Genomic DNA, 25,013 nt, shown 5'->3' on the forward strand with positions numbered 1-25,013 from the left:
AGTCTCTTACTTTTCGCCATGATGCGGTTCACCCATGATTTCTCATTTCGAATTGAACAGCGTGCTTCAGAAGGTGTGGTCCGCTTCGATCTCTCCGGAAATTCCGACGCAGTACCCCGGCACATCGTTAGATGCAAACTCACTACTGGACTGGTACGAGTTCTGGGTGACTCATTCCCATCAGCTACCGCATTCCCGAACTGGAGTGGACTTTGTCGAGTTGCTGATCGATGTGCATTGTTACTCGAGGAGAAATGAGAAACGGCACGTTTACGCGATGGCAGATGACGCCTGCAACGCACTCTCCGGGCAGTCCTTCCCCATCTCTCTGGCCGAGACTGCCACGACGTCGACGGTGGCAATTCGTTTGCGAGAAGCGGTTGTGCGAGATCTGACCCGAGAGATGAAAACGGATCCGAAACTCCCCCGACAGCATCTTGTCGTCTCATTCAGTGCGCGAGTTGAACAGTGTCCCCTCAGCTGATTCATGAATTTTGATCACGCGACACGGGGTTTTCGATTTCCAGAAAGAAGGTGAATTCATGGCAGTTTCAAATGTGACTCGCAATTTGCGGGATGGTGAGCTGGTGATCAAAGATGGCGGAACGAAATCGTTGACCGTGCTGCTCTCACAAGGTGACCTGACCTGGACTCAGCGTCAACAGACGATTGAAATCAAAGATCGCGGGTCGATTGCCAAAGGTCATATTCGCAAAGGGGACGATGAATCGGTCTCGATCGCGTTTACCGCTCGATGGACTCAACTCGTCGGGAGTGCTGCGAGTTCGAGTGACCCTCTACAGCTCTATGAGATGCTGACGTTTCAGGAGGGAGCGGGTATCACCAGCACCTCTGATGCGGGTCTCCAGGAAACTCTGACATTTCAGTTTTTCGTGATCGATCCTGCGGGGGTGGCGAGCGAAAAAATCACGTTCTCCAATGTCTACCGCGAAACGCTCACGATGTCGGAAGGGGAAGAATCCAACTTGATTTCGTTCAGCGGGAAAGCGTTCCAAACGACTCCCGTTGTGTCACGGGTGTCAACGTAGCCCGGCGTTCGCTACTGCGAAGCTGGAACTGAACTGGAATCGCTTGCTACTAGGAAGGTCTGCTCATGCCGCAGGTTGAATCACTGACAGTACAGATCCTCGGGGACAGCTCCGACCTCCAGCAGGAACTGACATCGGTCGCAGACCAGCTTGATGAACTGGGAACACGGCTGACCTCCATGTCCTCGGGATTCGACGGTCTCGGATCAACGATGCAAAGTTTGGGGAACGTCGTCGGTCCGTTGCAGTCTATCGGTTCTGTGGTGGCGGCCCTCAATCAGCAGATTCAGCTTCTTTCGGGCCATTCGGTCACATTGGATGTCAGTCCGGCATTGTCCACTTTAGGCCAGCTCCTGCAGGCTGCTCAAATGACAGCGGCGCAATTGGCTGCTCTCAGCATGATGTCTCTGGGAGGAGGTGGCATGCCGGCCGTCGGAGGAGGCCCCTCTCCGTTGAATGTGAGTGGAAAACTTCCTACCCGAAATTTCGCCAGCGGAGGTGCGGTGATAGGCCCCGGCGGAATTGATCAGGTCCCTGCCAGACTGACCGCAGGTGAATACGTGCTAAATCAGTCGGCGGTGGACGCATTGGGGGTCGATCTACTGAACCACTGGAATGCGGGCCGATTTGACGCTGCAGCCACAACAGAAACCCGACTGCAGCGAGTCGTTCCCACGATTCCCCCTTCGCAAACCAGAAAAATGCAAACAGGTGAAAGTCACACGATGTTCCGAAGCGAATCGGCACCGGTGCAATCGATCGCGAATTATGGGGGGATCCAGATTCACGTTCAGGAAGCGGGTGATGTGTCCGACCTCATGCTCGATCTCAGACGACAGGGGATCGGTCTGCGGCATCGGCGGGGCTAGAGGCTCTCTCACCCAAATGTGGCGTTCAGACGGCGATAATCGCAGCGTTTGAACGAGATTTGGCCATCATTCGCCGCCTCATATCCCTGAGATAAGGGCTAGCCAGGTTTTCCGTACGGCAGTGCCGGACCTCGTCGCTCGTGGGGCGACTAACGTGGATTGCCCCCTGCGGGTGCCGATGGTTCTTGGAACTAAACGATCGTGATGCCCGGATTCATTTTGTATTCAGCAACAGATTGCATTCGACATGTATGAACTTGCCCCGACTCTCCTTAATGGAACGATAGTTGTGGAACTTCCTCAACCAATCCTTTCCTGCAGACTGCATGATCGATGGGACTTCATGAAGTTGAAAGTTCCTCGACAGGACGGGGATCATCTTGCCGGGGCATCGCGCGATGGAGTGAACATCTCGCTGGAGGGGCAGATTGGGAGCCACGCGGGAGAATTGAAGGTCGCAGAGTCGTCGATGTTGGAGTGCGTGGACCTGCTCAGGGAAGCGTTGCGATCGACTGATGAACGGGGCTTCTTCTTGGGAATGTTTCGAGATGAGGAGGGAATCTATCGGTATTTTCAACGCTGCTTCACGAACAGTTTTGATGTCGATTTCTCCAATCCTCGGATCTACTCCTATTCAGTGGTGATCCATGCGGGAGATCCTGTGCTCTATGAAGGGATTCCTGTCACGATCTGAAGGGCTCGCTGCCGAACGTCACTTCTTTCTCTTTGAACAACGGGCCCGAAATGTCTTTCCAACGCCGAATCCTCCATCACGGACCGTCTCCCGCGGCGATCCCACAGGTCCTCTCTCTGTCCGCCATGAAATCGTGTTGGTTCGAACTCCATCGTCAGGGGGGATGCGGTGCGGGCGAACTGGTGTTGTCTGATGACTTTGAAGCGCGGCACGACCTTTCTCCCGGAGACTGGATCAGCTTCGACTACTCCACCGGGAATCGATGGTATCTGGGACGTATCGAAGAGCGTTCGGCAGAGTTGCCAGCACGAATTCGATATCGGCTGGCGGGGATGGGAATCGAACTGAACCAGATCTTCCCTGGTGGCTTTGGAATGGGAGCGGATGGCCCAAAACCGCATCGGTATGCGGCCACCGATTTGTTTCAGGAAGACCCAGACTACGCGATTGAAACCGTTGATTCCGTGAGCGCAGCTGATGAAGTGGTCCGATCGCTGATTCAGAACTACGTCTCCCCTTCCACGCATATCCAATATGTTCCATCGCTCGTTGAGTCCCCGCTCCTCACTTCTCCTTTGCAGAGCTTGAAGCTGCGAGGTGAAGAATCCGTGCGTTCTCTGTTGAAGGAGCTTGCGACCCGCGCTCAGTCAGCGAGCTGGGGAGTCGATGCGGAGGGAAGATTCTTTTTTCTTCGTCCAAGAACAACGCTGCTCCATACATTTCAGGAACAGCAGGACCTGACAAAACTCGCAGAGACACGGGATTTGGAGTTCCTGTTCAATCGCCTGCTGCTGACGGGTGACTATGTGTACAACCCGCCGCAGCATTCGGGCGATGTGGCACGTCGAGTCTATCGCTGGCGTGGCAACTATTACGAACCGACGAGTCAGGCACAGTTCGGAAATCGGCGACTCAAAATCTGGCTGCCGTGGATTCGAACTCAATCCGACTCTGTCGCATTCGCAAAAGAGTTCTTTCGAACTTACTCCCAGCCGCACTCCCGGTACTTCATCGAAACTCAGGTGCAAAGTGAACTGCCAGTTCCCTGGTTAGGAGAAGTACGGGTGCTCGATCGAGCAGGAACCGAGTTGGTTCGTTCGCGGATCGAGACGATCCGAGTGTTGTTTGATCATGCCCCGCGATTTCGGATGGAGCTGGGACCGGAAGATCCTCGATCGCTGTGGCCTGAGCCGCCGCAAGATGAACGATGGGAACTCCCTCATCGACCTGTCAGCGCAGGAGGAGTCGTCAGCATGCCACCGCCTCTCCCGACAGGGGAGGGTGGAGGTGGCAATGGTGGAGACGGAACCTCACACAACGATTCCGAAGGGGAGAGTCTCTGGAGTGAATGGGGTACCAGCTGGGGAAGTCTGGATGATTCCTCGTTAAACTCACATGATTCTGACAGCGCACAGGACCAATCTGTCAGCGACATTGCTTCAGATGACCGGACATCGATGGATTCGACGGAGGCGCCCCCGGATTCATCGACTGATGAATCGTCGAACAGTTTAATCGACGATTTCGACGACAGCGACGGGTTGTCATTCACTTCAGATTTCGATCCATTCAGTTCTGATGTGCCGGAAAGCAGCGTTAATGGACCTGGCTCATCGAGTGAAACTTCGATTGGTTCGGAGGATTCATCCGCTTCGTCTGAAGCGATTGAGGAATTCACGTACGACTTCGACTGAGCTATCCAGTCGGCAGTCAACTTCAATGCCGTCCATTCCTGGTAGCACTTTTGATTTCATAAAGGATTCTGATGTTCTTTCATCTGGCAACTGATGGGACTCGTCAATCCGTTCCCATTGAGAATCTGTATGCTGGAAGTGAACCGACCCCCTGCTGGATCATCGGAGGCGGGCCTTCGCTCAAGCGAATTGCAGTTGACCAGATCTCTGCTTCGACGGCACCGACTTTCGCTGTGAATCTGGCAGGAACAGGACTGCTGCGTCCGACATTTTGGACAAGTTATGACCCGAGTTCCCGCTTTCACAAATCTGTCTATCTCGATCCAGGTGTCACGAAGTTTGTGCATCTCAGTCGCGCGATGGATCTTGTTCCCGAGACGACATTGAAGGTCTGTGATTCACCAGCAACATTCATGATCGACCGGGAGAGTCAAACGGGATTTCACAACTTCCCCGGACAAGGAAACAGTCCGATTACAGATTGGCAGGATTCTCTCATTCAGGCGATTGAAGTCGCGTATCGCCTCGGATTTCGGGAGTTGTATCTCGCAGGATGCGAACAGATGATCTGCCCATCGCGAGCTCTCATCAAGCTCGCTCGAAAACACCAGGTGATCTACCAGAAGGGTGAACTGCTAGGCTCTTTTGTGACCCGGTGTGAGCAATCCGGCCTATCCCGATCAATCATTGAGAACTGTTCAACGAACGATCAATACCATTTCGACGAGTCCAAAGATTTCGCCGCAGCGATTCAAACGGATGGACATTATTATCGGGTCGTTCAGTCCTTAAGACTTGCTCGACGATCCATGTCACTCGCCGGTCTGAAAATCGTGAGTGTCACGCCGGGGAGTCGATTCAACGATTTCTTCCCGTACCGAACGGTGCCTCAGGTTTGCCATGAAATCCTCTGCCGCCATGGGAATCCGCAACTGGAAGAGACGCGGGGACGATACACTTCAGGACGTTCTCGAGTTCCCGAAAACATCGCTCCGATGCAGGATCTTCGTCCGCATTTCTGGCGTTCCACCGCATCTCACAAATGTCGCCCCGAAAAGCCGTCAATAAAAAGCAATGGCGGCTCCAATGAAGCTGTGCAGAGATTAAGAGCGGCAATGCAGACAGTTCCGGAAACCCGAGTTAATATCGATGAAGAAGGGAATTGAACACGCGTAAGACCGACAGCCGCGAATGCATTCGCCTCGAAATAGAGGCCTGTCATCATCCCCCCATGTGATCGCGTCACAACTGCTTCGCCCGAGGGCATTCGGACTATCGAGGAAAATCTCGTTGCGGGGGGGTTCTCTTGCTTCCGTTTTCGATGGCATCCATAAATCCACTGAAGGCATCGTTCAGGTACGGAATTCTGGACTCAATCCGAGCAAGTGGCTGTTCGATGCTTCCAAACACCGAGACACGAATCCATCGATCTCCAACGGCCTTGATGAGTGGGCCGAGCAGCGGGATGCGGTTATTCGCCATGGAGTAAAAGTCCAGATCGAGCTTGCTGGTCTTGGTCCCTGCATACCCAATCGTACCTCGCCCCACCAGATTCAGGGCGTCGCCAAGTAACTCGATATTTGTGAAATCGAAGAGTTCATCATGAATCGTGAAATCACCATAGGCGTAGCTGAACGCTGCATCGCCGGGGCGTGATGGGCGAAAACTGAGCGTCGTAAAGATCTGCGCGAAGACAGGAAGTTCGTAAAGCGCAGCAGGGGTGATCTGTATCCATCCCTGCCCGGTCGTCTGCTTGGACGAAGTCCCTTTTCCACTCGCTTGCAGAACGCCCGTCACCTTCCCCATCAGCCGCTGTGAGTCGATGTTCTGTTCTTTTGCCCAGAGCCCCAGTTCGGCATCCTTCAGCGTCATATCGAGTTGATAGGTTGTGTTCTTCGCTTCGCTGGCAAATCGGACGTCAGCGTCGAGGCCGATCTGACCACCGTAGGTATCCGCTCGAAATTGCTCCCGATGGTAAGGGTTACTCTTGCTGTAAACGGGCTCCTCCCCAGATAAGCGAGGCATTCCTACCACCAGCCTCTGGTTCTTGTAGAGAAACGGACCTTTCGCTTTCGAGAACGTCAAGTTCAACGCATTGAATGAAGCGATCTCCGCGTAACCTTCCATCCAAAGATTCTGCCCGTCCCAACTTCCTCGATGAACAAGATTCCCGTTCACATTCGAGAGAATGACACCCGCATAGACTTCATTGTTTTTCAAAGCAGTCATTGCAGACCACGAAGCGGTGATCATCGCCTCCTGCCCCTCCCACCCCTTCATTTCCAGTCCGACACTCAGGTCAACCGGCCCTTTCAGATCGATTGTTTTCAGGGCGTCCGCCAGAAGTGGGGGGACCGCGCGGCGGAGTTCATCATCTGAATTCAGCTTGATGATGTGTAGCTTGCGTTCATCGAGAAAGAGCCTCCACGCGACTTCATCGCTCGGGGTGATGTCAACAAAGGCGGAATCAGGTGTTGCTCCATCAATCAACAGGTACGTGCCATTGTGATCCCCGTGAAGGGAGTGAATTTTCAATCGTCGATCCGCCCACGCCAGCGTTCCCGAGACATTCTGCCACTGATAAGGGAGAGCGTTCGCCAGGAACTGGCCGTGCGTCCAATGGATTCCATCAAGCTTGACGTCGCATTCCGTCCCGGGAGACCAACTCACGACCACCTGCTCAATGTCGATCAAACCTTGCAGATTGAAATCACTCCAGACCGATTCAAGGCTGGGACGGGCCGTAACACACGCTCGCTGCAAGTCGAAGTCCAGTTTCGCCTGAAGAACATTCATCTCCAGAATGAGTTCTCCCGGAGACTGCTCGAGATCGTAGAAACCGCGTCCTTTCACTTGTGTGTCGCCATGCTTGCCGCTGACATCGTTGAAAATCCAGGTGTCTCGTTCTAAAGGATTATATGTGAGCCTTCCCTTGAGGTCAGTCAGGCTATAGGGAAACCCTTTGTAATTCAGAGTGCCGCCACTGAGGTCACCTTCGAGGCAAAGCTTCACTTTTCCCTCTGTTTCGCCTCCTCGAACAATCTTGACCAGAACCGACTCCGCCATTCCTTGAAGTTGCAGCGACTCCAGAATCCTCCGAATTGTCTGTTGATCCTCTCGCTTGAGTGCGCTGGGAATATTGTTGTCGTAGGGAAAATTCTTGATCTGTAATTGGAGATCAATGTCACGCTTCGGATTCGCGAGATCAATCACTCCCGTCGCAGTGACGGGATAGCCACTCGCTTCGCCTCGCATCTCAATTTCGAATCCGGTCCCGTTCTGAGAGATCTTTCCGTTGACGTTCTGAACAGGAAGCTGGAAGTAATCGCACAGAACCCGACAGTCCTTCGCCGCGAATTTACTAATGTGATATTGAAGGGCTTCACCCGGATTTTTTGCGAGTTTGACGTCGACATCAAACGTTCCCGAGGGACTGAGCATGTCGTACGACTTCGCCATCGACCCCCACAGGAAGCTGCGGACTCGTTCATCCAGCTTCAGTTGTGAGGCACGCACCTCAAAATCCTGAGACCAGCCAGCCAGAGTTCGCTTGGCCATGCCGTCGATGTAAAGAGTGCTTGGGCCATTCGCAGCTTTGAAGTTTTTGATCAGAATGACTTCCGGGGTGATCCGGAACTGCCCGGAGAGATCGTACAGCGGAAGCGGAAGGAGCACTTCCGATATGTGTCCATGATCAATCGTTCCACTGATTTGATAATTCAACGGAGAATTCTTGGACGGCTGGCTCATTTCAAAATGCAATGAGATATCAGCTCGCATAATTGAGTTGTTGATTTCAACTTTGACACCACTTGGACTCGAGCCATCTCCAGAAACGGTCTGAACGGGAAGCGTCGTTCTGGTCTGCGCGAGAATGGCAGCATTGGTCTGGCGAATCTCGGCGAGATGGCCGAGCAGATGGGGCTGAAAGCGACCCGCCAAATCCAACAGAGGGTCGGCGAGGTGGATCTCGTTAGCTCCCCCTTTGAGCGACCACTCACCGCTTTGGGTGTCAATTTTCCCTGCGATGCTCACCGGGCCAACAGTGTCCGCGACACCTGTCCCGGAGAAGCTGTAATTCTGGAACGATTCGGGTTCGAATCCAAGTTGGATTCCTTGCAGTTTGACCACTCGCATACTGCCATCGAATGGAGAGATGCTTCCAATTCGAACTGTGCCGTTCTTGATGATCCAGCTTGGGGAGACAGACGATTTCGGAGGCTGGATTTTGATATCGGCCCAATTCCAACGCTGCGCTTCGTTGCGAACAGCGATGATCTCTGGCGATTGAACGGTAATCTCTCGCACGACGAGGCGCCGATGCGTGTGCAGTATTTGATTCTCAATCTTGATGACAATTCGAGGGACGCGGACCAACTCAGAGCCATCGTTTCGAGACCTCAGCAAGAGGTGGGTCATCTCGATGTGTGCGGTGTCGACCAGCCGAACTGCTTCGAACGTCGCATGACAATCAGGAATTGAGCGAGCGAGATGCTCGCGGATCACGTTGGCGAGAAGCTGATCTTTCGCTGCCCACCAGCGCGCAGCGACTCCGCCGATAGCGATCGTTCCAACCATCGCTATCAACAACATCCAATGCAGGGTGCCTCGAACTCCGTTCCAAGTCACCAGGAAAACTCCGTTTATCCCTTTTGAACTCTCCCCGAGTTCAAGACTTGCGAGATTCCCAAGGCCGTTAACACCAGAAGCGGATACTCCGCTGGAAGGCGATATCGCAAGGAACTCACAAAGAACAAGTGGATCAGTGCGAAATAGAATACCGGACCGGCAAGAATTGCCATAGTCCAGATTCGCCCAAGCACTTGGGGATTCGTTATGCGCTGGCTGTCGGAATCAAACCCGGTGAACAAACGAGCAGTCCCCCATACAGCGAACGTTATCATTGGGAGGGAAAACAGACTGATGATGAACTTGCCCCACCACTGATTGAACTGGGCGGCATTCGGCCACGGACTCCAGTAGCGAAGTGTTTTGAGCCACGCCAAATGAAGGGCTCGGCCGGGGTTCTCTCTGGCGAACTGCCATGCTGCCTTGCGGTAATATTGATCGACTTCGTACTCATCCATGCGACTCATCAACTGATCACGATCAAAAAAACGCATGTCACTGTCCCCATTTGCTTCCGGGTTCAACCCGTCATACAAACTCGGCCCCATCCAGAAGGTGGTGAGCGTGAAATGACCGGTGACTTGCTGGTTTCGAACTCCCCAGGGAAGGAGTGAGAGGACCATCGCAGCGACGACAACTCCACCAGCGATGACACTTTTCAAACGGTGCGGCGCGGTGATGATCAGGAGCGACGCCAGAATGGGAGCCGCAAGAATCCAACTGGGACGCATCATTACCCCAGCGGCAATCGCGATTCCCGTAATCGCTGACTGAATCAGAACGAGTGGAAGCTGGACGGATTTCGCGTTGAGAAGTTGAAAAAGCTTGTGTCCTGCCAGAAGACTCCAGAGCAGCGTCACACCAAACGCTGTTTCGCTCAGAATCGTCTCCGTAAAGACGATTAGCACTGGAGAGATTGAGGCTAATAACGCAGCGATCAGTCCTACTCTTTCATTAAAGAGATTTCGCCCCAACCGATAGACCTGCCAGCACGCGAATGTTCCGACTACTGCGAGAAACAATCGGGCCGCAAAGAGCTTGGGCCCGAACAGAGCGACGGGAATGGCCAGCAGCGCTGGAAAACCCGGCATCCGTTCTGCGTAACGAGGAGGCTCGTGAATGGAATAGGAGTCACCGGCGACTATTTTCTGTGCCAGCTGCCAATAACCTTCCGCATCTCCTTCGATGAGAAACGAACGATGCCAGTGAAAATCGAGCAGGTATTGCAGGCCACACGCAGCTAACACCCTGAGCGTCAACGCAATCAGGAGAATGAGCAGGAGAGCTCTGGGAAATTGACGAGATACGGAACTGTCGATCATCACGCTTCCATTGCTTGGAAATGCATCATTTCGTCATGGATCGAGGGATTGCAATGCACTTCAATCGGCATTTTTTCTTCGCTGATTGTTGTATCTCATTCTGCACAAAAAAGTGTATGCTGCTCTGATGCCTACAATGGAAAGTTACCTGAAACCGGAAGTCATCCGCCACGTTTCGCGGCTCGATCTCCGAGCGCGCTTTATTGTCGAAGGGTTTCTGAGTGGCTTGCACGCGTCCCCTTTCCAGGGATTCAGCGTCGAGTTCAGCGAGCACCGTCGCTATTCCGAAGGAGACGACCCCCGGGGAATCGATTGGCTCGTCTATGCGAAAACGGACCGCTATTACGTTAAAAAATACGAAGCGGAAACAAACATCACCGGCTATCTGCTCATGGATCTTTCCGAGAGCATGGATTACACATTCCGGCAGGAGATGACGAAGTTCGATTACTCCATCTGCTTGGCTGCGGCGCTGGCATACATGATGGTGCATCAACAGGACCCTGTTGGCCTCGTCACTTTTGACGAAAAAATACAATCGAGCCTTCCCGCACGGAGTAAACGTTCCCAGCTGGGGAACATTCTGGCGCTCCTCTCCAAAGCGCGTCCCACGGGTCAGACCGACATCGCAAAATCGTTGCGTCAGTTTCAGCCAATGCTCAAGCACAAGAGCTTGATCATGCTGTTCTCGGATCTCCTGACCGATCCAGCCCCGGTGGCGGATGCGATCCGGATGCTGCGATATGCAGGGCATGACATCATCATTTTCCATGTACTCGACGAAGCAGAGGTGCACTTCCCATTCGATGGAATGTGCGAACTGCGAGATCCCGAAACCGGCGAGAAACTGACGCTCGACGCAGCGGGCGTTCGCGCGGACTATCTGGACGCAATAAACGGTTTGCGAAACCAATACAAAGACGCCTGCCGCTCGGTCGGGGCCGATTTCGTGCCCCTCGATACCAGTATGCAATTTGATAAAGCACTGGTTGAATATCTTTCACAACGCCGCGCGAGATTTTAGCCGCGGAGTCTTTACGGCAATGTTCGACCGAATCATATTTTGTCTCGCGGTGGCGTTCACCGCAATCAATCTTGGTGCGACATTGCGACTTTGGGCAGAGATGTTTCGTCCCTACACTCTGGGGGAAATCCAAGAACACACCATCAATTGGACTCCAGTTTATTGCCTGGCGCTCATCGTGGCCACATCCCTACTCGCACCTGCCGCAGTCAATGCTCTCCCCAAGAAAACCGCCGAAGCCGGCCGAGCGATCAATTGGGTCAATGCGATCTGCATCGGAACCCTACTTATCGGTCTGGCGTTTCTTCTACCGGGCAAATGAAACGGCAACTGAGTGGCTTACCGGTCGTACTGAACCTCCGAGCCACGCTGCGTCGCGTCGACCTTCCCTTCATGAAAAACGGTATTTCCGCCGACGATCGTCTGGACCGGCCAACCTGTGAGTTCAACTCCGTCCCACGGCGACCAACCGGATTTTGTGAGTTGATCTTCGTTACGGATCGTTTGCTTCTTATTCAGGTCGATCAGAACCATGTCAGCGTCGTAGCCTTCACGAATGTGCCCTTTTCCTCGCATATTCCAAATGCGAGCCGGATTCGCACACATACAGGCAACAACCTGCTCCAGCGTGATCAGACCACGTGAAACCGAGTCAAGCATGAGTGCCAAAGAGTTTTCTACTGCTGGCAATCCGGAAGGAGACTTTGGATAGGGTTGTTTCTTCTCTTCGAGCGTATGTGGTGCATGGTCCGTGGCGATCACGTCAATGACGCCGGTGCGCAAACCTTCCCACAACGCTGCGCAGTCTTCTGCATTCTTGATCGAAGGATTCATCTGTACCAGTGAACCTAGGCGATCGTAATCATCCACGTTGAAGAGGAGATGATGAGGGCAGGCTTCGGCTGTCACCCAATCAGGCCGCGACTTCAGAAAACTCACTTCGGCCGCTGTGGAGACATGCAAAACATGAAACGGATGCTGGTAGCGAGTCGCGAGATCGACCGCTCGTTTGGTCGCAATCAACGCCGCTTCATGATCACGGATTTTCGAGTGATCAGCGAGCTGAGCCGATGATCCAATACGCTCTTTGTTCGCTCGCACGGTAGTCTCATCTTCGCAGTGAGCGCAGATCGGCAAATTGGTTTCGGCGAAAATACGCTCCAATGCCGCTTGCTCATCGACAAGCAGATTTCCAGTACTGGAGCCGATAAAAATCTTGATGCCGGGTGTCCGCTTGGCCTGCTGGAGGACGCTGATGTTGTCAGAAGTGGCTCCGATGTAAAAACCATAATTCACAACACTGCTACCGGCAGCCCGGTTCAATTTGTCTTCGAGTGCTTCCAGCGTGATCGTCGCTGGGTTTGTATTCGGCATTTCGAGGAAGGTGGTAATCCCTCCCTTCGCACAGCCGAGACTCCCGGTGTGAATGGTCTCTTTATGTTCGAGTCCCGGCTCACGGAAGTGAACCTGATCATCGATCGCTCCGGGGATCAGATGCAATCCTGTGGCATCGATCGTCTCATCGACTCGAACAGAATCTGCGGGGTCGATCGCGAGAATCTTATTCCCTTCGATCAATACGTTCGCCTTGCGAATTCCTTCCGCAAAAACGCAGTCGGCACCAGAGATGAGCGTGCGATTTAACATGGACTGAGACCTCAAACTGCAGAAAGCCCGATCTGAGACCGCACTCTCGGAGACAACGAGCGGTGAAACTCGCGAAGACTGAAGACGAAAACGACCTTAAATAGACGGCAAGGGGCTAGCTGACTTGAGATTTCTTCCGTTCGATCACTGCGTCCAGCTCATTTCGCAGTTTCGGAAGGATTTCCTCATACGTGTACGCGCCGACGCTTTCAGGTCCTCGCTTGAGGTTCACGTGATTCGGGCCGCACCACAAACCAAGGTCTGCGTCATCGGTTTCACCCGGACCATTCACCCGGCATCCCATCACTGCGATCGTGATGGCATATTCCTCGGCGTAGCGAGTCATTTCCTTGACTTGCTGAGCAAGCTCGATGAACGCTTCGTTTTCCACCCGTGAACAACTTGGGCAGGAAATAATATTTAGAGAGTTGGTTCCGAAATCGACAACGGAACGAACACGCCCAGCAGCGATGTCAGCGAGAATTTTACGACCAGCGTCGATCTCCTCTGACTTCCGATTGTTCGGAACCGTGAGTGAAACGCGGATCGTGTCACCGATACCGCGGCTGATCAACTGCTCGAAAGCGATTCGCGTTTTGATAATCCCATCCGGAGGAAGCCCCGCTTCTGTCACCCCCAGATGCAACGGAACATCTGGACGCTTCTCAGCGAAACGTTGATTGACCTCGATCACATTCCGTGGATCCGAATCCTTCAGGGAGACGCAGTAACGGGTGAAGTCGAGCGAGTCGAGCAGATCACAATGTTCGAAGGCACTCTCGAGCATCGGAGAGATCGAGTCGTGATGGTCGTACTTCTCCTTCTTATCGGGATCGACAGACCCGCAATTCACGCCAACCCGCAATGCGCAGTCGTTGTCGCGAGCGATCTTGGCGAGATACTTCACTTTTTCCTGCCAAGGCTTCTCCCGCTCGTGGTGATACAGGTGCCCCGGGTTATAGCGAAGCTTGGCAACGTAAGGAGCAATCGCTTCAGCAAGGCGATAGTTCTCCTGCAAATCGACCGAGAGATTCGCTGTCACCTGACGGGAAATCTCGACGAGAGCTTCCGCATCTTTCTTGCTGTCGATGGCGACGCGCACAATGTCAGCCCCGGCATTCACCAAATCCTGAATCTGCCCGACAGTCGCATCGATATTCTGGGTATGAGTTGCAGTCATACTTTGGACTGCAATGGCCTGACCGCCTCCAATGGTCACAGTCCCGATTTGGACCGCCCGGGTCGGATTGCGGGGAAGGGTGCGCTGTTCCACGAGACGATGTCTTTCCGGTTAAAAATTTGGGCAGAAAGGGAGATGGGGCTCGACCAGTATATCATAAACGACTTTCGGAGATTTCGGCACTCCGAGCCCGAATTCGTCTCGCGATTTACCAACGCCGATTGATAAAAACCCCCTGATAGATCGGTTTGCGGGTGGGGAATGTCAAGCCTCAAAAACTCAGGGATTGCCAGAGACCTCAATTCAGAGAAACGCAACAGGGAGCCACTTGTCTCGACGGAATTGGAGGTGTAGGATCAAGAATGTCGTGGACGGGAATTTTTCCTGCCATCGATTCCCTCTGCTGTGTTCGATAACGGATCGCATTTTGTAGACCCGACTTCCATCCCGCAGGGAACTGTCTTTCTCGACGGCGTGTATATCCGTTCAACTCTGCCTCGGCAGTCTTGTGCGGCTCACACAATTCGAGTTGGCGGTACCCACCTGAAATTGCGGGTCTGGACAAGGCTTTCCGCCGGCACCATGCGGAGGTTTTCTTCTTAAGTAGCAGAACCGTTTTACCGATCAGTCACGCTGATCGTTTTTTTATTGTCCGGATAGTTGCTGGTCGTCGTCCCGATGCGGTCGCCGGTAACGTGGCTGTCCGTCCCACCCCAATTTGCGATGCAATGTCCCATAAAAACTGTGTCCATGGAGCCGGGCGAGATTGAACGAGACTTCGGCACTTTTCATCACGACCCTGTCCGTCTTTAGAAACGGTACCTTGATCTGCCCATCCATCACCAGCATGACGCCGTCAGCTGCTTCCGGAGCGGTCATCACGTACTCAACATCTGCGCGGTCAACAATGGGCCTCACAGTTAACGTATGTGCACAGATCGGTGTCACCACGAAGGCACGCAAGTTCTGACGCAGAATCGGCCCCCCTGCGGAGAGGTTGTGGGCCGTTGAACCGACTGCGGTACTGATGATGAGTCCGTCTCCACTGTAAGTCGTCACCAGTTGCCCGTTGATCGTCAGATCGATATCGATCATTTCCAACGAGGCCGCAGAGAGCAGGCTCACTTCATTGAGCCCTAGGTAGACCTCCTCTGTTCCATCTTCATGTTGATGTCGGCATTCGTACATCAAATGCGGAACAATGTCGAATTCTCGCGACTCTAGTTCATCCACCAATTCATTGAGTTCGTCCGGGGAGAGGTCCGCGAGGAATCCCAGCCGTCCAAGATTAATCCCCAAAATCGGAATCTGATTCTCGCCGAATGCGCGGCACGCGCGCAGGATCGAACCATCTCCACCGATGACAATTGCCAGATCTGCCTGTGACTCCGGGGGGGTCTCTCCCATCTGTGTCAGGACGTCGACAATTTCAAATCCTGAACGCTGACTGAGAACAGCGTGAATCGCTTGAAGTGCTTCCTGAACAGCTGGGCGATGATCGCGAGCAATCATGATAACGCGCAACGGAGAACGGTTCTCGTTCATGTGGAACTTCCTCGACCTGACAAGCGCCAATCTGAGAGTGCGAACGCAATAACTCTGGAAACGTCACATCATCGAGTCTGGGAAAACAACCAATCCCAGACAAGTCGATTTGCTGCTGTTGCCGTCCAACTGTTGTGGTTCACACCGGGGTATTCCGTATAAACGATGGTCCCCCCTGCTTGTTCCACAGCAGCGACCATGTCCCTTGAGCGGTGAACTTTCACGACAACATCCTGATCTCCGTGGAACGCCCAGATGGGAACGCTTTTCATCATAGGAGCTCGGGCTGTATCTCCGCCTCCACAAATCGCAACAGCCCCAGCACACTTCTCTGATTGCCTTGAGAGCAGATCCCAAACACCAAATCCCCCCATGGAAAGTCCGACGTAGTAGGTTCGGTTGGTATCGATGGGGAGTTCTTCCGGCAGGCTGTCCATCAACTCGACAACCAGAGACAATGGTGCTGAAGGAGATTCTGGCATGACGTGCGAACCATCTTCCCAAGGGACTTCAACCCATTTGTGATCGTGTGGGCACTGGGGGCAAACGACAAAAGCCGGATGCTGTTCGCGTTGTGGAGAGCGTGCGAACTCTCGAGCGACATGAACCAATTGCGACTCATTGTTGTCCCCGCGTTCACCCGCGCCGTGGAGAAAGAGAACGACAGGGTACTTCTTGCCTGGATCAATCGTCGCGGGACTGAGCAGTCGATAAGGAATGGAAACCCCGTTTTTCCCGACGAAGATCTTGGATTCAAAGAGTTGATCGACATCGTCTGCCCGAACGACCGACATGCTGGTTCCCGAAGAACAAAAGAGTAGGGTGAATAACAAACAAAGACGCTGGAACTGAAGGTGAAACACGATCGAAGATCCAATCGAAACTGGTGGAATCGGAGAAAGTGAAGTTCGTGAACACAATACCTCACTCGGCTTCGACTGAACACTAATAAAAATCGCCCAGACTTTTCAGTCCAGGCGACACGTGTTCCCCGATTCTATTGATGCTTTCCTTCTCCTCCGGGACTGGAGGATTCAACCGATGGCAATGATTCCCTGTGAGACAAGCGATCGCAACATCGTCACCATTCGATCGTACTGGTACCCCTTAACCTTCCTGAAGAGTGTGCCGAGCCGAATCGACTTCCCGTCAAGATACCGCAGGAGATGTTCGGCTTCAGCGTCGAGTACGACGGTACGAACTTCGTTTTCTAGTTGAAAAAATAGAATTGTTGCTGGAAGTTTCGTGTATTCAGGGACCATCGCTCCTGTTTCGAGTGTCGCCCATACGTGCACTGGATTGAGGAAGACTTCAGCTCGACTACGTTCTGGGGCGGTTTCCAGATGGGTCGGGCTCGTTTGACTCCTGAATGCGAATCGTGCATGAGCCAAACGTCTTTGCAGGACTGTGATCTCGACGGCACGGCGTGAGTACATACAGACGAGTGCATCACGTTGCTCTGGAGCGATTTCACGTTTTCGTCGGAGCCAGTTAACAAATTGCGAGACATCGTCAGCAGGACGGCTGACTAAAGGATAGTTCAGAATGTATTCCTGTAGATATTCGTCCAGTTCATTGAACCGCTCATCCAGAATTTCATGAGCCGCGTGCCGAAGATTGATCGCTCCAATTTCCTGATCGCGATGGCAATATTGATCGAATTGAGATGGAGCGATTTGCCCAGCAGATACTGCGTGTGAGGATTTCTCGCGAAACAGACGAAGGGTATTTTTCTGAAAGCACATCTGCATTTCCGAACCATCCTGCTGCAAGAGTTTTCATTTCCCGATGAGAAAACGAAGTAGCCGGTTTTCCTGAGTCCTCATGGTGGGAATCGCGGCAGACCAAATCGTGACGGGCATGACGTTCGGCCTACTCGCGATCCCCACTTGTCTCGTTTGACTCCAACGCCGGAAACAGACGCATTTCATGTTGAATGACGTCAGTTGTTGCGGTGAGGAAATCATGTGAACGAAGTTGAACGGCCAATGAGAGGGATAATCGATGTTGTCAGAGAGACGCAGTTCTGATGCCAATGTCGACCGGACACCAAAACCATTCCGTAATCCATTACTACACAGACAGTTGCATCCAACAAAAACCGCAAAGCAATACAACCTACTTGCGAAATCAGATGACACCGGCGACATCACATTGACAACAACCGAGTCTGACCGGGTCGTCGAGAGAGACTGCCACAGCTTGAAAGCCACAAATCTTCCTGATACGGTCCGATCATTCTCCTCGAAGTCGATGTTGATGCTGATGCACGTCCCAACGTGCTCAATAAGAGAAAGTCTTGACGATGTATAATGTTACTCTGATTCCAGGCGATGGCGTCGGTCCTGAAATTACCGAAGCAACACGACGTTGTATCGATGCAACTGGCGTCAAGATTTCCTGGGATGTCCAGGAATGCGGCATCGAAGTGATTGAGAAAGAAGGAAAAGTTCCTGAGCGAGTTCTCGACTCGATCAAAAAGAATCAGATCGCCCTGAAAGCGCCGATCACAACTCCGATCGGCAAGGGTTTCCGCAGCGTTAACGTTTACCTCCGACAGGAATTGAACCTCTACGCATGCGTTCGCCCATGCAAGCAGTACAAAGGTGTCCGTACATTCTACGAACACGTTCCAGTCGACCTCGTGTTGATCCGCGAAAACACAGAAGACCTGTACGCTGGAGTTGAATTCCAGGCTGGTGCTGAGAAGACCGCTCAGCTGATCAAAACGATCAATGAGTTCGCGACAGGAAAGAAGATTGGCACACCGATCGACAAGACCGGAATCAGCATTAAGCCAATGTCCTATGAAGGGACCCGCCGCATTGCAGATTACGCGTTCAAGTACGCACACGAGCGTGGACGCAAGTCGGTGAGCTCGGTCTGCAAAGCGAACATCATGAAGTACACAGACGGCCTGTGGTACGATGAAACTCGCGCAGTCGCTCTGGCTTATGGTGCGAAATTCGAATGGCCAAGCCTGGCTGAGGGTGTTTCTCCTGATCCTGAACTCGTTGGCAAAGTTCCAGATCTTGGCGGCAAGATTGAATACACCGAGCGCCTGATCGACAACATGTGCATGCAGCTGGTCCAGAAGCCAGAACTGTACGACGTCATTGTGACCTCCAACCTGTACGGGGATATTCTGAGCGATCTGTGTGCAGGACTCGTCGGCGGTCTCGGTGTTGCCCCTGGTGCGAACATCGGAACCGAAGGCGCGATCTTCGAAGCAACTCACGGAAGTGCTCCGAAGTACAAGGGACAGAACAAGGTCAATCCAACCGCGTTGATCCTTTCTGGACGCATGATGCTCGAACACCTCGGCGAGCAGGAAGCTGCTGATAAACTCGAACGAGCTGTCGCTGCCGTCATCGCCGAAGGCAAAGACGTGACTTACGACATGAAAGAAAACCGTAACGACCCAACAGCGGTCGGAACTCTGGAAATGGCTGACGCCATCGTCCGCAAGATGCAAGCTGAGTAATTTGGCTGAATGTGCGGATCACAGAAAGCGAACGCGGCGGTGAAAACTCATCGTCGCGTTTTTTTATGCAATCGCTTGACCGGACCCTTCCGTCATTTGGATGATCCCAATAGATCTGCATAGTGTCTTGTTTCCGAAGCCCGGACTGAAAGGTCAATTCGATGCTAAAATTGAAAACTGTCGTCACAAGTCTGGTCTTGGGAAGTCTTGCGGTGTCGCTCTCCCCGTCGCTGTACGCATTTCCCGAATGGACGAGCCGAATCGAATGGGCGAAGCCAGCAGTTGTCACTCCGGGAGAAGGAGCGTCCGCTCCCTCTGACGCGATCGTCTTATTCGATGGCACCAATCTTGATGCCTGGAATGGCGTTGAGAACTGGTCACTGCAAGACGGGTACGGCATCGCTGGCAGTGCCATTTCAACAAAAGAGTCGTTCGGCGACTGTCAGTTCCACGTCGAATTCGCGACCCCTTCCGAAGTCAAAGGGGACGGCCAGGGACGTGGAAACAACGGAATCTATCTCATGGGCCGCTATGAGATTCAGGTGCTTGATTCCTACGAAAACGAAACCTACTACGATGGCCAGTGCGGCGCAGTTTACAAGCAGCATCCTCCGCTCGTGAACGCGAGTCGCAAACCGGGGGAATGGCAAACTTATGACATCTTCTTCACTGCTCCTCGCTTCAACGAAGACCAAACACTCAAATCTCCGGCATACGTAACCGTCCTCCACAACGGGGTGCTCATCCAGAATCACTTTGAGTTGTTAGGAGCCACTGCCTGGGACGTCGCTCCTTCCTATCATGCGCATGCTCCTCGCGAACCATTCGGCCTTGGATACCACGGCGATCCCGTGAAATTCCGAAACATCTGGATTCGTGATCTGGATAAGACAACAGGGAAATAGCCCCGTCCTTTTCGGGTCAGTGTTTTTGACTAACGGCAAGAGATATGGAACTGTCATTTCAGCCCGCACAAGACGCGTTCTCCGAGGTTCTGCGATCCCGAAGAACGGTCTCCGATTTCCTTCCGAAAGTTCCTCCACTAGAGGTCGTTCTGCAGGCGATCGAACTTGCCCGCTGGGCTCCGAATCATAAGATGACAGAGCCTTGGCGGTTCCATTTTCTCGGTCCGGAAACCCGACACACATTGATCGAAATCAATCGTGCGATTCTGACAGCTGAAAAAGGGGCGGATCACGCAGAAAAGAAGCTCGCTCGCTGGAAGACGATTCCCGGATGGGTGATCGTCACTTCGGAGAGAGCTGAAGATGAAATTCGTGACCAAGAGAATTACGCCGCCTCATGCTGTGCGGTTCAAAATTTCATGCTGTCATTATGGGCGCATGAAATCGGAACAAAGTGGGCAACCAGTCCAATGTTGAGAGATCCACGTGTTTCACAGGCTCTTTCAATTGATTCGACAGCCTCGCGGATTGTCGGGCTCATCTGGTATGGCTACCCTGCATCACTTCCCGTCGCACGGCGACGCCCTGTTACAGAAATCACGATTTTCCATCCATGAATTCACTTAAGTTAACCAATCCTCACAGCGTCCTTGCTGCACTCGAAACCCGTCCTCAAGATGTCCTCGAGGTACACGCCAGTCGGGCCAGCAGCAACGAAGGCTGGAAGCGGGTTATTCAGGCAGCGAGAAGTCTGAATGTCGCTGTCCGTGAACCGTTGCCTGTCGATCAGCGGCAACGAGGGCGAGGCAATGAAGGTGGACGGATCGGAAACACTTTCGCGGTTGTTCGTGAGAAGCGATCTGTTTCTTTAGAACAGCTCTTCAGCCCCAGTGCTTCACGTGGTCTTTGGCTCGCATTGGATCAGCTTCAGGATCCCCATAATGTCGGCGCCGTGTTTCGGACAGCAGCATTTTTCGGGGTTCAGGGAATCATGCTGACAGTGGATCGTTCGGCGCCCTTGTCCCATACCGCCTACGATGTGTCGTCCGGAGGTGTCGAACATGTTCCGTACACGCTTCAGACAAACCTCGCTCAAGGCCTGGAAGTCGCCAAAAAGAACAACCTCTGGGTTCTCGGAAGCTCTGAGCATGCGAAAGCAGACGTCGCTCAGATCGATCGAGATCGTCGCTGGCTGCTTGTGATCGGAAATGAAGAGAGCGGCTTGAGACGGCTCACACAAGATCGTTGTGATCAGCTCTGTGGAATTCCCGCCATCGGGGCGGTTGGCTCGTTGAATGTCTCGGTCGCAACCGGAATCCTCGTCGCGACGCTGTCACAGAAATAATTATGGGGAGCAGTCAACGGAGGTCCCGTCCAATAACGAGACCTCCGTTGCTTTTCTAAGTCCGGTGGCACGAGTCGACTCTTGATCGTCGACTTCAATTATTGCGGATCGACATAGTCCGCATCGTCAATCAGTCGAATTCGACGGACGTGTCGCCCCCCTTCAAACGGGGTTTCCAGCCAGATATCGACCATCGCTAGACATTCTTCAAATGTCACCATGCGCTGCCCGATCGAAATGATGTTGGAGTCGTTGTGCTCTCGCCCCTTCTGGGCAGATTCAAGATTCCAGGCAACGATGCAGCGAATCCCGGAAACACGGTTTGCGACAATCGCTTCTCCGTTTCCGCTTCCTCCGAAGATGATTCCACGTTCAAACTCGCCGCGAGCCACAGCTTCGGCCGCTGGTCGAATATAAACCGGGTAGTCGACAGCGGGTGTCGCTGCGTCTGGTCCAAAGTCGACGACGGCGTGCCCGCGTTCGGCCAGAATCTGATGGAGTTTATGTTTGTAATCAAAACCAGCATGGTCACTGGCAAGCGCAATCTTCATTTCGGTTCCTTTTCCCGGTGCGTGATACAGACGATCGGAAACTGGTGGATTCTGAAGTCCCATCGCACCGAGTCGTAAGCTGCCGTTTCAGACAGTAATGACTCATCTTTTATCAATGAATCTCAATATCCGGAAGTGGATGAAGGTAGGGATACGTCGAAAATCGGCGAGAGTCCGAGTCGTTCACGACACTCATCAAGAATCGATGCTGTTTGGCTGAGACCAATACGAGTCGCTCCAAGTTCTCGCAACGTAAGTAGAGTTCCCAGATCCCGAATTCCCCCGGCCGCTTTGACCTGAACAGATGGCGAAGTATGAAGCCGCATGAGTTTAACATCTTCCAGAGTCGCTCCAGTGCTCCCGAATCCAGTCGACGTCTTCACCCAGTCTGCCGATGCCTCGGAACAGATTTCACATAATCGAATTTTCTGTTCCGTATTAAGATAGCAGTTTTCGAAGATCACCTTCACTTTTCGTTTGCTCGCATGAGCCAGGTTGATGATCTCTCGAATTTCCGATTGAACGGCGTTCCACGCGCCACTTCGAACTCGGGAAATGTTGACGACCATGTCGAGTTCTTCACACCCATCGTCGATAGCCACTGTCGCTTCTTGAATCTTGACCGCTGTCGATTGACCACCGTGCGGGAACCCAATGACGGTACTCACACGGGTTCGGGTGCCAGCGAGTTTTTGTGTCAACTGCGGAACGTACCAGGGAAGGATGCAGACACTGGCGACGTTGTACGCGACCGCGACTTCAATTCCGGCGTCTAACTCCGTAACGGACAGTTGAGGGCTGAGAAGGGCATGATCGACCATCTGGGCAATTTCATCGTAGCTGGGAGTCATTCGATCACACCTGTCGCATCACTGGGTCACTATGAATCATCTGGAGTGACCGACAGCATTCGTCCCAACCTCGAAGAGATCAACGAACTGTCGTTCAGTCTGGCATCCATCCGGATGAATCAATTTCATTTGAATCCGGGATGATAGAGACTTTCAGCGATTGATTCGCGTCCGATTCAGGAAATGACAAAGGAGGCTGTTAAGCCCCCTTTGCCTGCAAGTCTCGTTGCAAAATCGTGACCTACTTATCCTTTGTTCCTTCGAAGCTGATCGAGATCGTGACTGCATCACTCACAACAGCCAGATACTGATTCATCCCAAAATCGGAGCGTTTAATGACTGCTGTAGTCGTGTAACCGGTGCGATGGACTCCCTCAGGGAATTCGGCTTTGTTCCCGCCAAACAGCACAAGCGTCAGTGGCTGGGTGACTCCATGCATCGTGAAGTCCCCGGTAACCTCAAGCCCCTCTTTGACAACCTTGACACTCGTTGACTCGAATGTGATTTCTGGAAACTTGGCGGCATCGAAAAAGTCTGCGGTGCGGAGATGTTCATCACGCTGCTTCTGATTGGTGTCGACTGAGTCGACCTTGATCTTCATCGTGAACTTGGAGTTTGCTGGATTCTGTTCATCGATGGTGAACGCCCCGCTGAACTCGTTGAATCTCCCGGGAATTCGAGTGAGTCCCAGATGGGTGACTGTGAACGAGACGTCCGCGTGGTTCGCATCGATCGTGTACCGATCGGCCGCTTGGCTGATCTGAGCGAGTTGAAGCACAGCAAAAGTGAACAGGGCAACTACTGAGAATCGGCGCATCGTTCAAGTCCTTATCGTGAGGTTCATGGTGACAAGCCTCGTCACACACTCTTCAACCATTGGCGTAACGTGACCGTCCGTACTCTACACATTAAATTACATGTAAACCATTTCCATGTCAACTGATTTTCTGCTCATCGACATTTGACGCTTACGGAGAGTCGACTATTTCAGCTTACTCACTGTGGAACGAAGATAAATATCGCCATCAAGAAATTTTAACCGCCAGCCAGTCAGCGATGGCACCGCTGGGATCTCAGGTTGCCCCTGTCCACCAATTGGCGAAATCGCTGACGCGCCCCCGACGAGCTTTGGGGCAATGAAACAATGCACCTCATCGATCAGACGAGCATCGTGAAATGCTCCCAGAATCCCTGATCCTGCCTCAAGAAGCAGGTTCGTGACCTGACGATTTTTCAGTTCAGAAAGAACATCTTCGAGATGGCATCGTATTGACGACGCGGCCGAATTCAGCTGAATAACTTCGACACCCAGCCCCGAAAGTCGCCGACATTTGTCTTCATCTGCCTGAGCCGTTGTGAAGAGAAGAACCGGTGTGTCCTTCGCCGTTCGAACCAATTGACAGTCGAGCGGAATCCTCAATTGAGAGTCGAGCACAACGCGCAGCGGGACTCTCGCCCCAGCGGGGCGAGCCGTCAGAAGTGGGTCGTCAGCGAGTACGGTCCCGATGCCGGTCAGGATGGCATCCATCCTGCCACGCAGCGCATGAACCTGGGCTCGCGAGGTCTCATTGGTAATCCACTTGGAGTGCCCTGTTGATGTGGCCACTTTGCCATCAAGTGTCATGGCCCACTTTGCGTGAACATACGGGCGACTCTTTGTCATGAATGTCGTAAACGGAGCAAGAAGCGTTTCACCCTCTTCACGTTTCAAACCGAGTTGAACGTCTATCCCAGCACTCAAGAGTTTTTCGACTCCCGGTCCGAATCCGTGATTCGCGGGATCGGCAACAGAAATGAAAACACGACTGACACCAGACTGAATGACCGCTTCCGTGCAAGGGGGTGTCTTCCCATGATGATTACATGGCTCAAGCGTGACAAACAACCACGCACCACGGGCAGCATCACCAGCCTGCCGAAGCGCCATGACCTCCGCGTGAGGGCCCCCATATCTTTCGTGGCATCCTTCAGCAATAAAGCGCAGCTGCGGGTCAACGATCACCGCCCCCACACACGGGTTCGGTTCAACGAAACCCTCTCTGCTCTGAGCGATTAACAACGCTCTGTCCATGACCTGAGACTCGTAGACGAACTCGTATCCGGGAGTGAGTTTTTGCATGGTGTGATATGAGATGACGCGGTCGTTCGAGGGAACAACCGCGTCATCGATCATGAAAGTTCGAATAAAAAATCAGTGAGTCACATGGAGTTCAGCTGCATTGAA

The 25,013-nt window shown here is 52.9% G+C and carries 23 protein-coding genes and 1 other RNA gene; 13 read left to right on the forward strand and 11 right to left on the reverse strand.

What is annotated here, in order from left to right; translation table 11 throughout:
* The first annotated feature begins 34 nt into the window (after nt 1-34).
* From SH668x_RS01565 to SH668x_RS01590, 6 genes are all read left to right on the forward strand, one after another.
* Entirely contained in the window at nt 35-484 is a 450-nt protein-coding gene (locus tag SH668x_RS01565; protein ID WP_437186942.1) for a hypothetical protein, read from the forward strand.
* Nucleotides 485-542: 58 nt separating this feature from the next.
* Nucleotides 543-1,049 (forward strand): hypothetical protein, encoded by a 507-nt coding sequence (locus SH668x_RS01570; protein WP_437186943.1) that lies wholly within the window; start codon nt 543-545, stop codon nt 1,047-1,049.
* Nucleotides 1,050-1,114: 65 nt separating this feature from the next.
* Nucleotides 1,115-1,918 (forward strand): hypothetical protein, encoded by an 804-nt coding sequence (locus SH668x_RS01575; protein WP_437186944.1) that lies wholly within the window; start codon nt 1,115-1,117, stop codon nt 1,916-1,918.
* Between the two features lie 343 nt (nt 1,919-2,261).
* Nucleotides 2,262-2,612 carry a hypothetical protein gene (locus SH668x_RS01580; RefSeq protein WP_437186945.1) on the forward strand — a complete coding sequence of 117 codons (351 nt, stop codon included), beginning with the start codon at nt 2,262-2,264 and terminating at the stop codon, nt 2,610-2,612.
* A 50-nt stretch (nt 2,613-2,662) separates the two neighbouring features.
* On the forward strand, nt 2,663-4,306 hold the full coding sequence (locus tag SH668x_RS01585; protein ID WP_437186946.1) for a hypothetical protein: 1,644 nt from the start codon (nt 2,663-2,665) through the stop codon (nt 4,304-4,306).
* A gap of 71 nt (nt 4,307-4,377) precedes the next feature.
* A complete protein-coding gene (locus SH668x_RS01590) occupies nt 4,378-5,472 on the forward strand; it encodes a hypothetical protein (protein WP_437186947.1) in 1,095 nt (364 codons plus the stop codon).
* Between the two features lie 106 nt (nt 5,473-5,578).
* Here SH668x_RS01590 and SH668x_RS01595 read toward each other — a convergent pair whose 3' ends face one another.
* Both SH668x_RS01595 and SH668x_RS01600 read right to left on the reverse strand, forming a co-directional pair.
* Nucleotides 5,579-8,935, reverse strand: coding sequence for a hypothetical protein (locus SH668x_RS01595; RefSeq protein ID WP_437186948.1), 3,357 nt, complete (start codon nt 8,933-8,935; stop codon nt 5,579-5,581).
* A 14-nt stretch (nt 8,936-8,949) separates the two neighbouring features.
* The gene (locus SH668x_RS01600; protein WP_437186949.1) at nt 8,950-10,257 is read right to left on the reverse strand and encodes an ArnT family glycosyltransferase; all 1,308 of its coding nucleotides are present in this window, start codon (nt 10,255-10,257) and stop codon (nt 8,950-8,952) included.
* Between the two features lie 136 nt (nt 10,258-10,393).
* On the opposite strand from SH668x_RS01600, the gene SH668x_RS01605 reads away from it, so the two are divergent.
* Both SH668x_RS01605 and SH668x_RS01610 read left to right on the forward strand, forming a co-directional pair.
* Entirely contained in the window at nt 10,394-11,281 is an 888-nt protein-coding gene (locus SH668x_RS01605) for a DUF58 domain-containing protein (RefSeq protein ID WP_437188500.1), read from the forward strand.
* A gap of 19 nt (nt 11,282-11,300) precedes the next feature.
* Nucleotides 11,301-11,603, forward strand: coding sequence for a hypothetical protein (locus tag SH668x_RS01610; RefSeq protein WP_437186950.1), 303 nt, complete (start codon nt 11,301-11,303; stop codon nt 11,601-11,603).
* A 17-nt stretch (nt 11,604-11,620) separates the two neighbouring features.
* Here SH668x_RS01610 and SH668x_RS01615 read toward each other — a convergent pair whose 3' ends face one another.
* Both SH668x_RS01615 and ispG read right to left on the reverse strand, forming a co-directional pair.
* Nucleotides 11,621-12,928: a dihydroorotase gene (locus SH668x_RS01615; RefSeq protein WP_437186951.1), complete on the reverse strand. Its 1,308-nt coding sequence runs from the start codon at nt 12,926-12,928 to the stop codon at nt 11,621-11,623.
* 115 nt (nt 12,929-13,043) lie between these two features.
* Entirely contained in the window at nt 13,044-14,201 is a 1,158-nt protein-coding gene (gene ispG, locus SH668x_RS01620; RefSeq protein ID WP_437186952.1) for a (E)-4-hydroxy-3-methylbut-2-enyl-diphosphate synthase, read from the reverse strand.
* A 301-nt stretch (nt 14,202-14,502) separates the two neighbouring features.
* On the opposite strand from ispG, the gene ssrS reads away from it, so the two are divergent.
* Nucleotides 14,503-14,703, forward strand: a non-coding RNA gene (gene ssrS, locus SH668x_RS01625) — 6S RNA.
* 50 nt (nt 14,704-14,753) lie between these two features.
* Here the strand turns inward: ssrS and SH668x_RS01630 are convergent.
* The 3 genes from SH668x_RS01630 to SH668x_RS01640 form a co-directional block, all read right to left on the reverse strand.
* Nucleotides 14,754-15,653 (reverse strand): NAD(+)/NADH kinase, encoded by a 900-nt coding sequence (locus SH668x_RS01630; RefSeq protein ID WP_437186953.1) that lies wholly within the window; start codon nt 15,651-15,653, stop codon nt 14,754-14,756.
* A gap of 68 nt (nt 15,654-15,721) precedes the next feature.
* Complete coding sequence (locus SH668x_RS01635) at nt 15,722-16,447, reverse strand: dienelactone hydrolase family protein (protein ID WP_437186954.1); 726 nt, start codon at nt 16,445-16,447, stop codon at nt 15,722-15,724.
* A gap of 240 nt (nt 16,448-16,687) precedes the next feature.
* A complete protein-coding gene (locus tag SH668x_RS01640; protein WP_437186955.1) occupies nt 16,688-17,404 on the reverse strand; it encodes a hypothetical protein in 717 nt (238 codons plus the stop codon).
* A gap of 554 nt (nt 17,405-17,958) precedes the next feature.
* Between SH668x_RS01640 and SH668x_RS01645 the strand changes: the two genes are divergently transcribed.
* The 4 genes from SH668x_RS01645 to SH668x_RS01660 all read left to right on the forward strand — a co-directional run bounded on the left by SH668x_RS01645 (nt 17,959) and on the right by SH668x_RS01660 (nt 21,387).
* Nucleotides 17,959-19,137 carry an isocitrate/isopropylmalate dehydrogenase family protein gene (locus SH668x_RS01645; RefSeq protein WP_437186956.1) on the forward strand — a complete coding sequence of 393 codons (1,179 nt, stop codon included), beginning with the start codon at nt 17,959-17,961 and terminating at the stop codon, nt 19,135-19,137.
* A gap of 161 nt (nt 19,138-19,298) precedes the next feature.
* Nucleotides 19,299-20,042 (forward strand): 3-keto-disaccharide hydrolase, encoded by a 744-nt coding sequence (locus SH668x_RS01650; RefSeq protein WP_437186957.1) that lies wholly within the window; start codon nt 19,299-19,301, stop codon nt 20,040-20,042.
* A gap of 44 nt (nt 20,043-20,086) precedes the next feature.
* Nucleotides 20,087-20,659, forward strand: a complete 573-nt coding sequence (locus SH668x_RS01655; RefSeq protein ID WP_437186958.1) for a nitroreductase family protein — start codon at nt 20,087-20,089, stop codon at nt 20,657-20,659.
* Nucleotides 20,656-21,387 (forward strand): TrmH family RNA methyltransferase, encoded by a 732-nt coding sequence (locus SH668x_RS01660; RefSeq protein WP_437186959.1) that lies wholly within the window; start codon nt 20,656-20,658, stop codon nt 21,385-21,387. The genes SH668x_RS01655 and SH668x_RS01660 overlap by 4 nt, the downstream gene beginning before the upstream one ends.
* 98 nt (nt 21,388-21,485) lie before the next feature.
* Here the strand turns inward: SH668x_RS01660 and SH668x_RS01665 are convergent, their stop codons facing one another.
* The 4 genes from SH668x_RS01665 to ribD all read right to left on the reverse strand — a co-directional run bounded on the left by SH668x_RS01665 (nt 21,486) and on the right by ribD (nt 24,962).
* Nucleotides 21,486-21,938, reverse strand: a complete 453-nt coding sequence (locus SH668x_RS01665) for an RpiB/LacA/LacB family sugar-phosphate isomerase (protein WP_437186960.1) — start codon at nt 21,936-21,938, stop codon at nt 21,486-21,488.
* 122 nt (nt 21,939-22,060) lie between these two features.
* Nucleotides 22,061-22,789, reverse strand: coding sequence for a deoxyribose-phosphate aldolase (gene deoC, locus SH668x_RS01670; RefSeq protein WP_437186961.1), 729 nt, complete (start codon nt 22,787-22,789; stop codon nt 22,061-22,063).
* Nucleotides 22,790-23,030: 241 nt separating this feature from the next.
* Nucleotides 23,031-23,606: a YceI family protein gene (locus SH668x_RS01675; RefSeq protein ID WP_437186962.1), complete on the reverse strand. Its 576-nt coding sequence runs from the start codon at nt 23,604-23,606 to the stop codon at nt 23,031-23,033.
* A 165-nt stretch (nt 23,607-23,771) separates the two neighbouring features.
* On the reverse strand, nt 23,772-24,962 hold the full coding sequence (gene ribD / locus SH668x_RS01680) for a bifunctional diaminohydroxyphosphoribosylaminopyrimidine deaminase/5-amino-6-(5-phosphoribosylamino)uracil reductase RibD (protein ID WP_437186963.1): 1,191 nt from the start codon (nt 24,960-24,962) through the stop codon (nt 23,772-23,774).
* Nucleotides 24,963-25,013 lie beyond the last annotated feature (51 nt).

Source organism: Planctomicrobium mucosum (genome assembly GCF_051466335.1).
Lineage (GTDB): Bacteria > Planctomycetota > Planctomycetia > Planctomycetales > Planctomycetaceae > Planctomicrobium.

Coding starts and splice junctions, on each gene's coding strand:
- SH668x_RS01565 (WP_437186942.1), top strand. CDS start 35: ATGATTTCTCATTTCGAATTGAACAGCGTGCTTCAGAAGGTGTGGTCC.
- SH668x_RS01570 (WP_437186943.1), top strand. CDS start 543: ATGGCAGTTTCAAATGTGACTCGCAATTTGCGGGATGGTGAGCTGGTG.
- SH668x_RS01575 (WP_437186944.1), top strand. CDS start 1,115: ATGCCGCAGGTTGAATCACTGACAGTACAGATCCTCGGGGACAGCTCC.
- SH668x_RS01580 (WP_437186945.1), top strand. CDS start 2,262: ATGAAGTTGAAAGTTCCTCGACAGGACGGGGATCATCTTGCCGGGGCA.
- SH668x_RS01585 (WP_437186946.1), top strand. CDS start 2,663: ATGTCTTTCCAACGCCGAATCCTCCATCACGGACCGTCTCCCGCGGCG.
- SH668x_RS01590 (WP_437186947.1), top strand. CDS start 4,378: ATGTTCTTTCATCTGGCAACTGATGGGACTCGTCAATCCGTTCCCATT.
- SH668x_RS01600 (WP_437186949.1), bottom strand. CDS start 10,257: ATGATCGACAGTTCCGTATCTCGTCAATTTCCCAGAGCTCTCCTGCTC.
- SH668x_RS01605 (WP_437188500.1), top strand. CDS start 10,394: ATGGAAAGTTACCTGAAACCGGAAGTCATCCGCCACGTTTCGCGGCTC.
- SH668x_RS01610 (WP_437186950.1), top strand. CDS start 11,301: ATGTTCGACCGAATCATATTTTGTCTCGCGGTGGCGTTCACCGCAATC.
- SH668x_RS01615 (WP_437186951.1), bottom strand. CDS start 12,928: ATGTTAAATCGCACGCTCATCTCTGGTGCCGACTGCGTTTTTGCGGAA.
- SH668x_RS01630 (WP_437186953.1), bottom strand. CDS start 15,653: ATGAACGAGAACCGTTCTCCGTTGCGCGTTATCATGATTGCTCGCGAT.
- SH668x_RS01635 (WP_437186954.1), bottom strand. CDS start 16,447: ATGTCGGTCGTTCGGGCAGACGATGTCGATCAACTCTTTGAATCCAAG.
- SH668x_RS01640 (WP_437186955.1), bottom strand. CDS start 17,404: ATGCAGATGTGCTTTCAGAAAAATACCCTTCGTCTGTTTCGCGAGAAA.
- SH668x_RS01645 (WP_437186956.1), top strand. CDS start 17,959: ATGTATAATGTTACTCTGATTCCAGGCGATGGCGTCGGTCCTGAAATT.
- SH668x_RS01650 (WP_437186957.1), top strand. CDS start 19,299: ATGCTAAAATTGAAAACTGTCGTCACAAGTCTGGTCTTGGGAAGTCTT.
- SH668x_RS01655 (WP_437186958.1), top strand. CDS start 20,087: ATGGAACTGTCATTTCAGCCCGCACAAGACGCGTTCTCCGAGGTTCTG.
- SH668x_RS01660 (WP_437186959.1), top strand. CDS start 20,656: ATGAATTCACTTAAGTTAACCAATCCTCACAGCGTCCTTGCTGCACTC.
- SH668x_RS01665 (WP_437186960.1), bottom strand. CDS start 21,938: ATGAAGATTGCGCTTGCCAGTGACCATGCTGGTTTTGATTACAAACAT.
- deoC (WP_437186961.1), bottom strand. CDS start 22,789: ATGACTCCCAGCTACGATGAAATTGCCCAGATGGTCGATCATGCCCTT.
- SH668x_RS01675 (WP_437186962.1), bottom strand. CDS start 23,606: ATGCGCCGATTCTCAGTAGTTGCCCTGTTCACTTTTGCTGTGCTTCAA.
- ribD (WP_437186963.1), bottom strand. CDS start 24,962: ATGATCGATGACGCGGTTGTTCCCTCGAACGACCGCGTCATCTCATAT.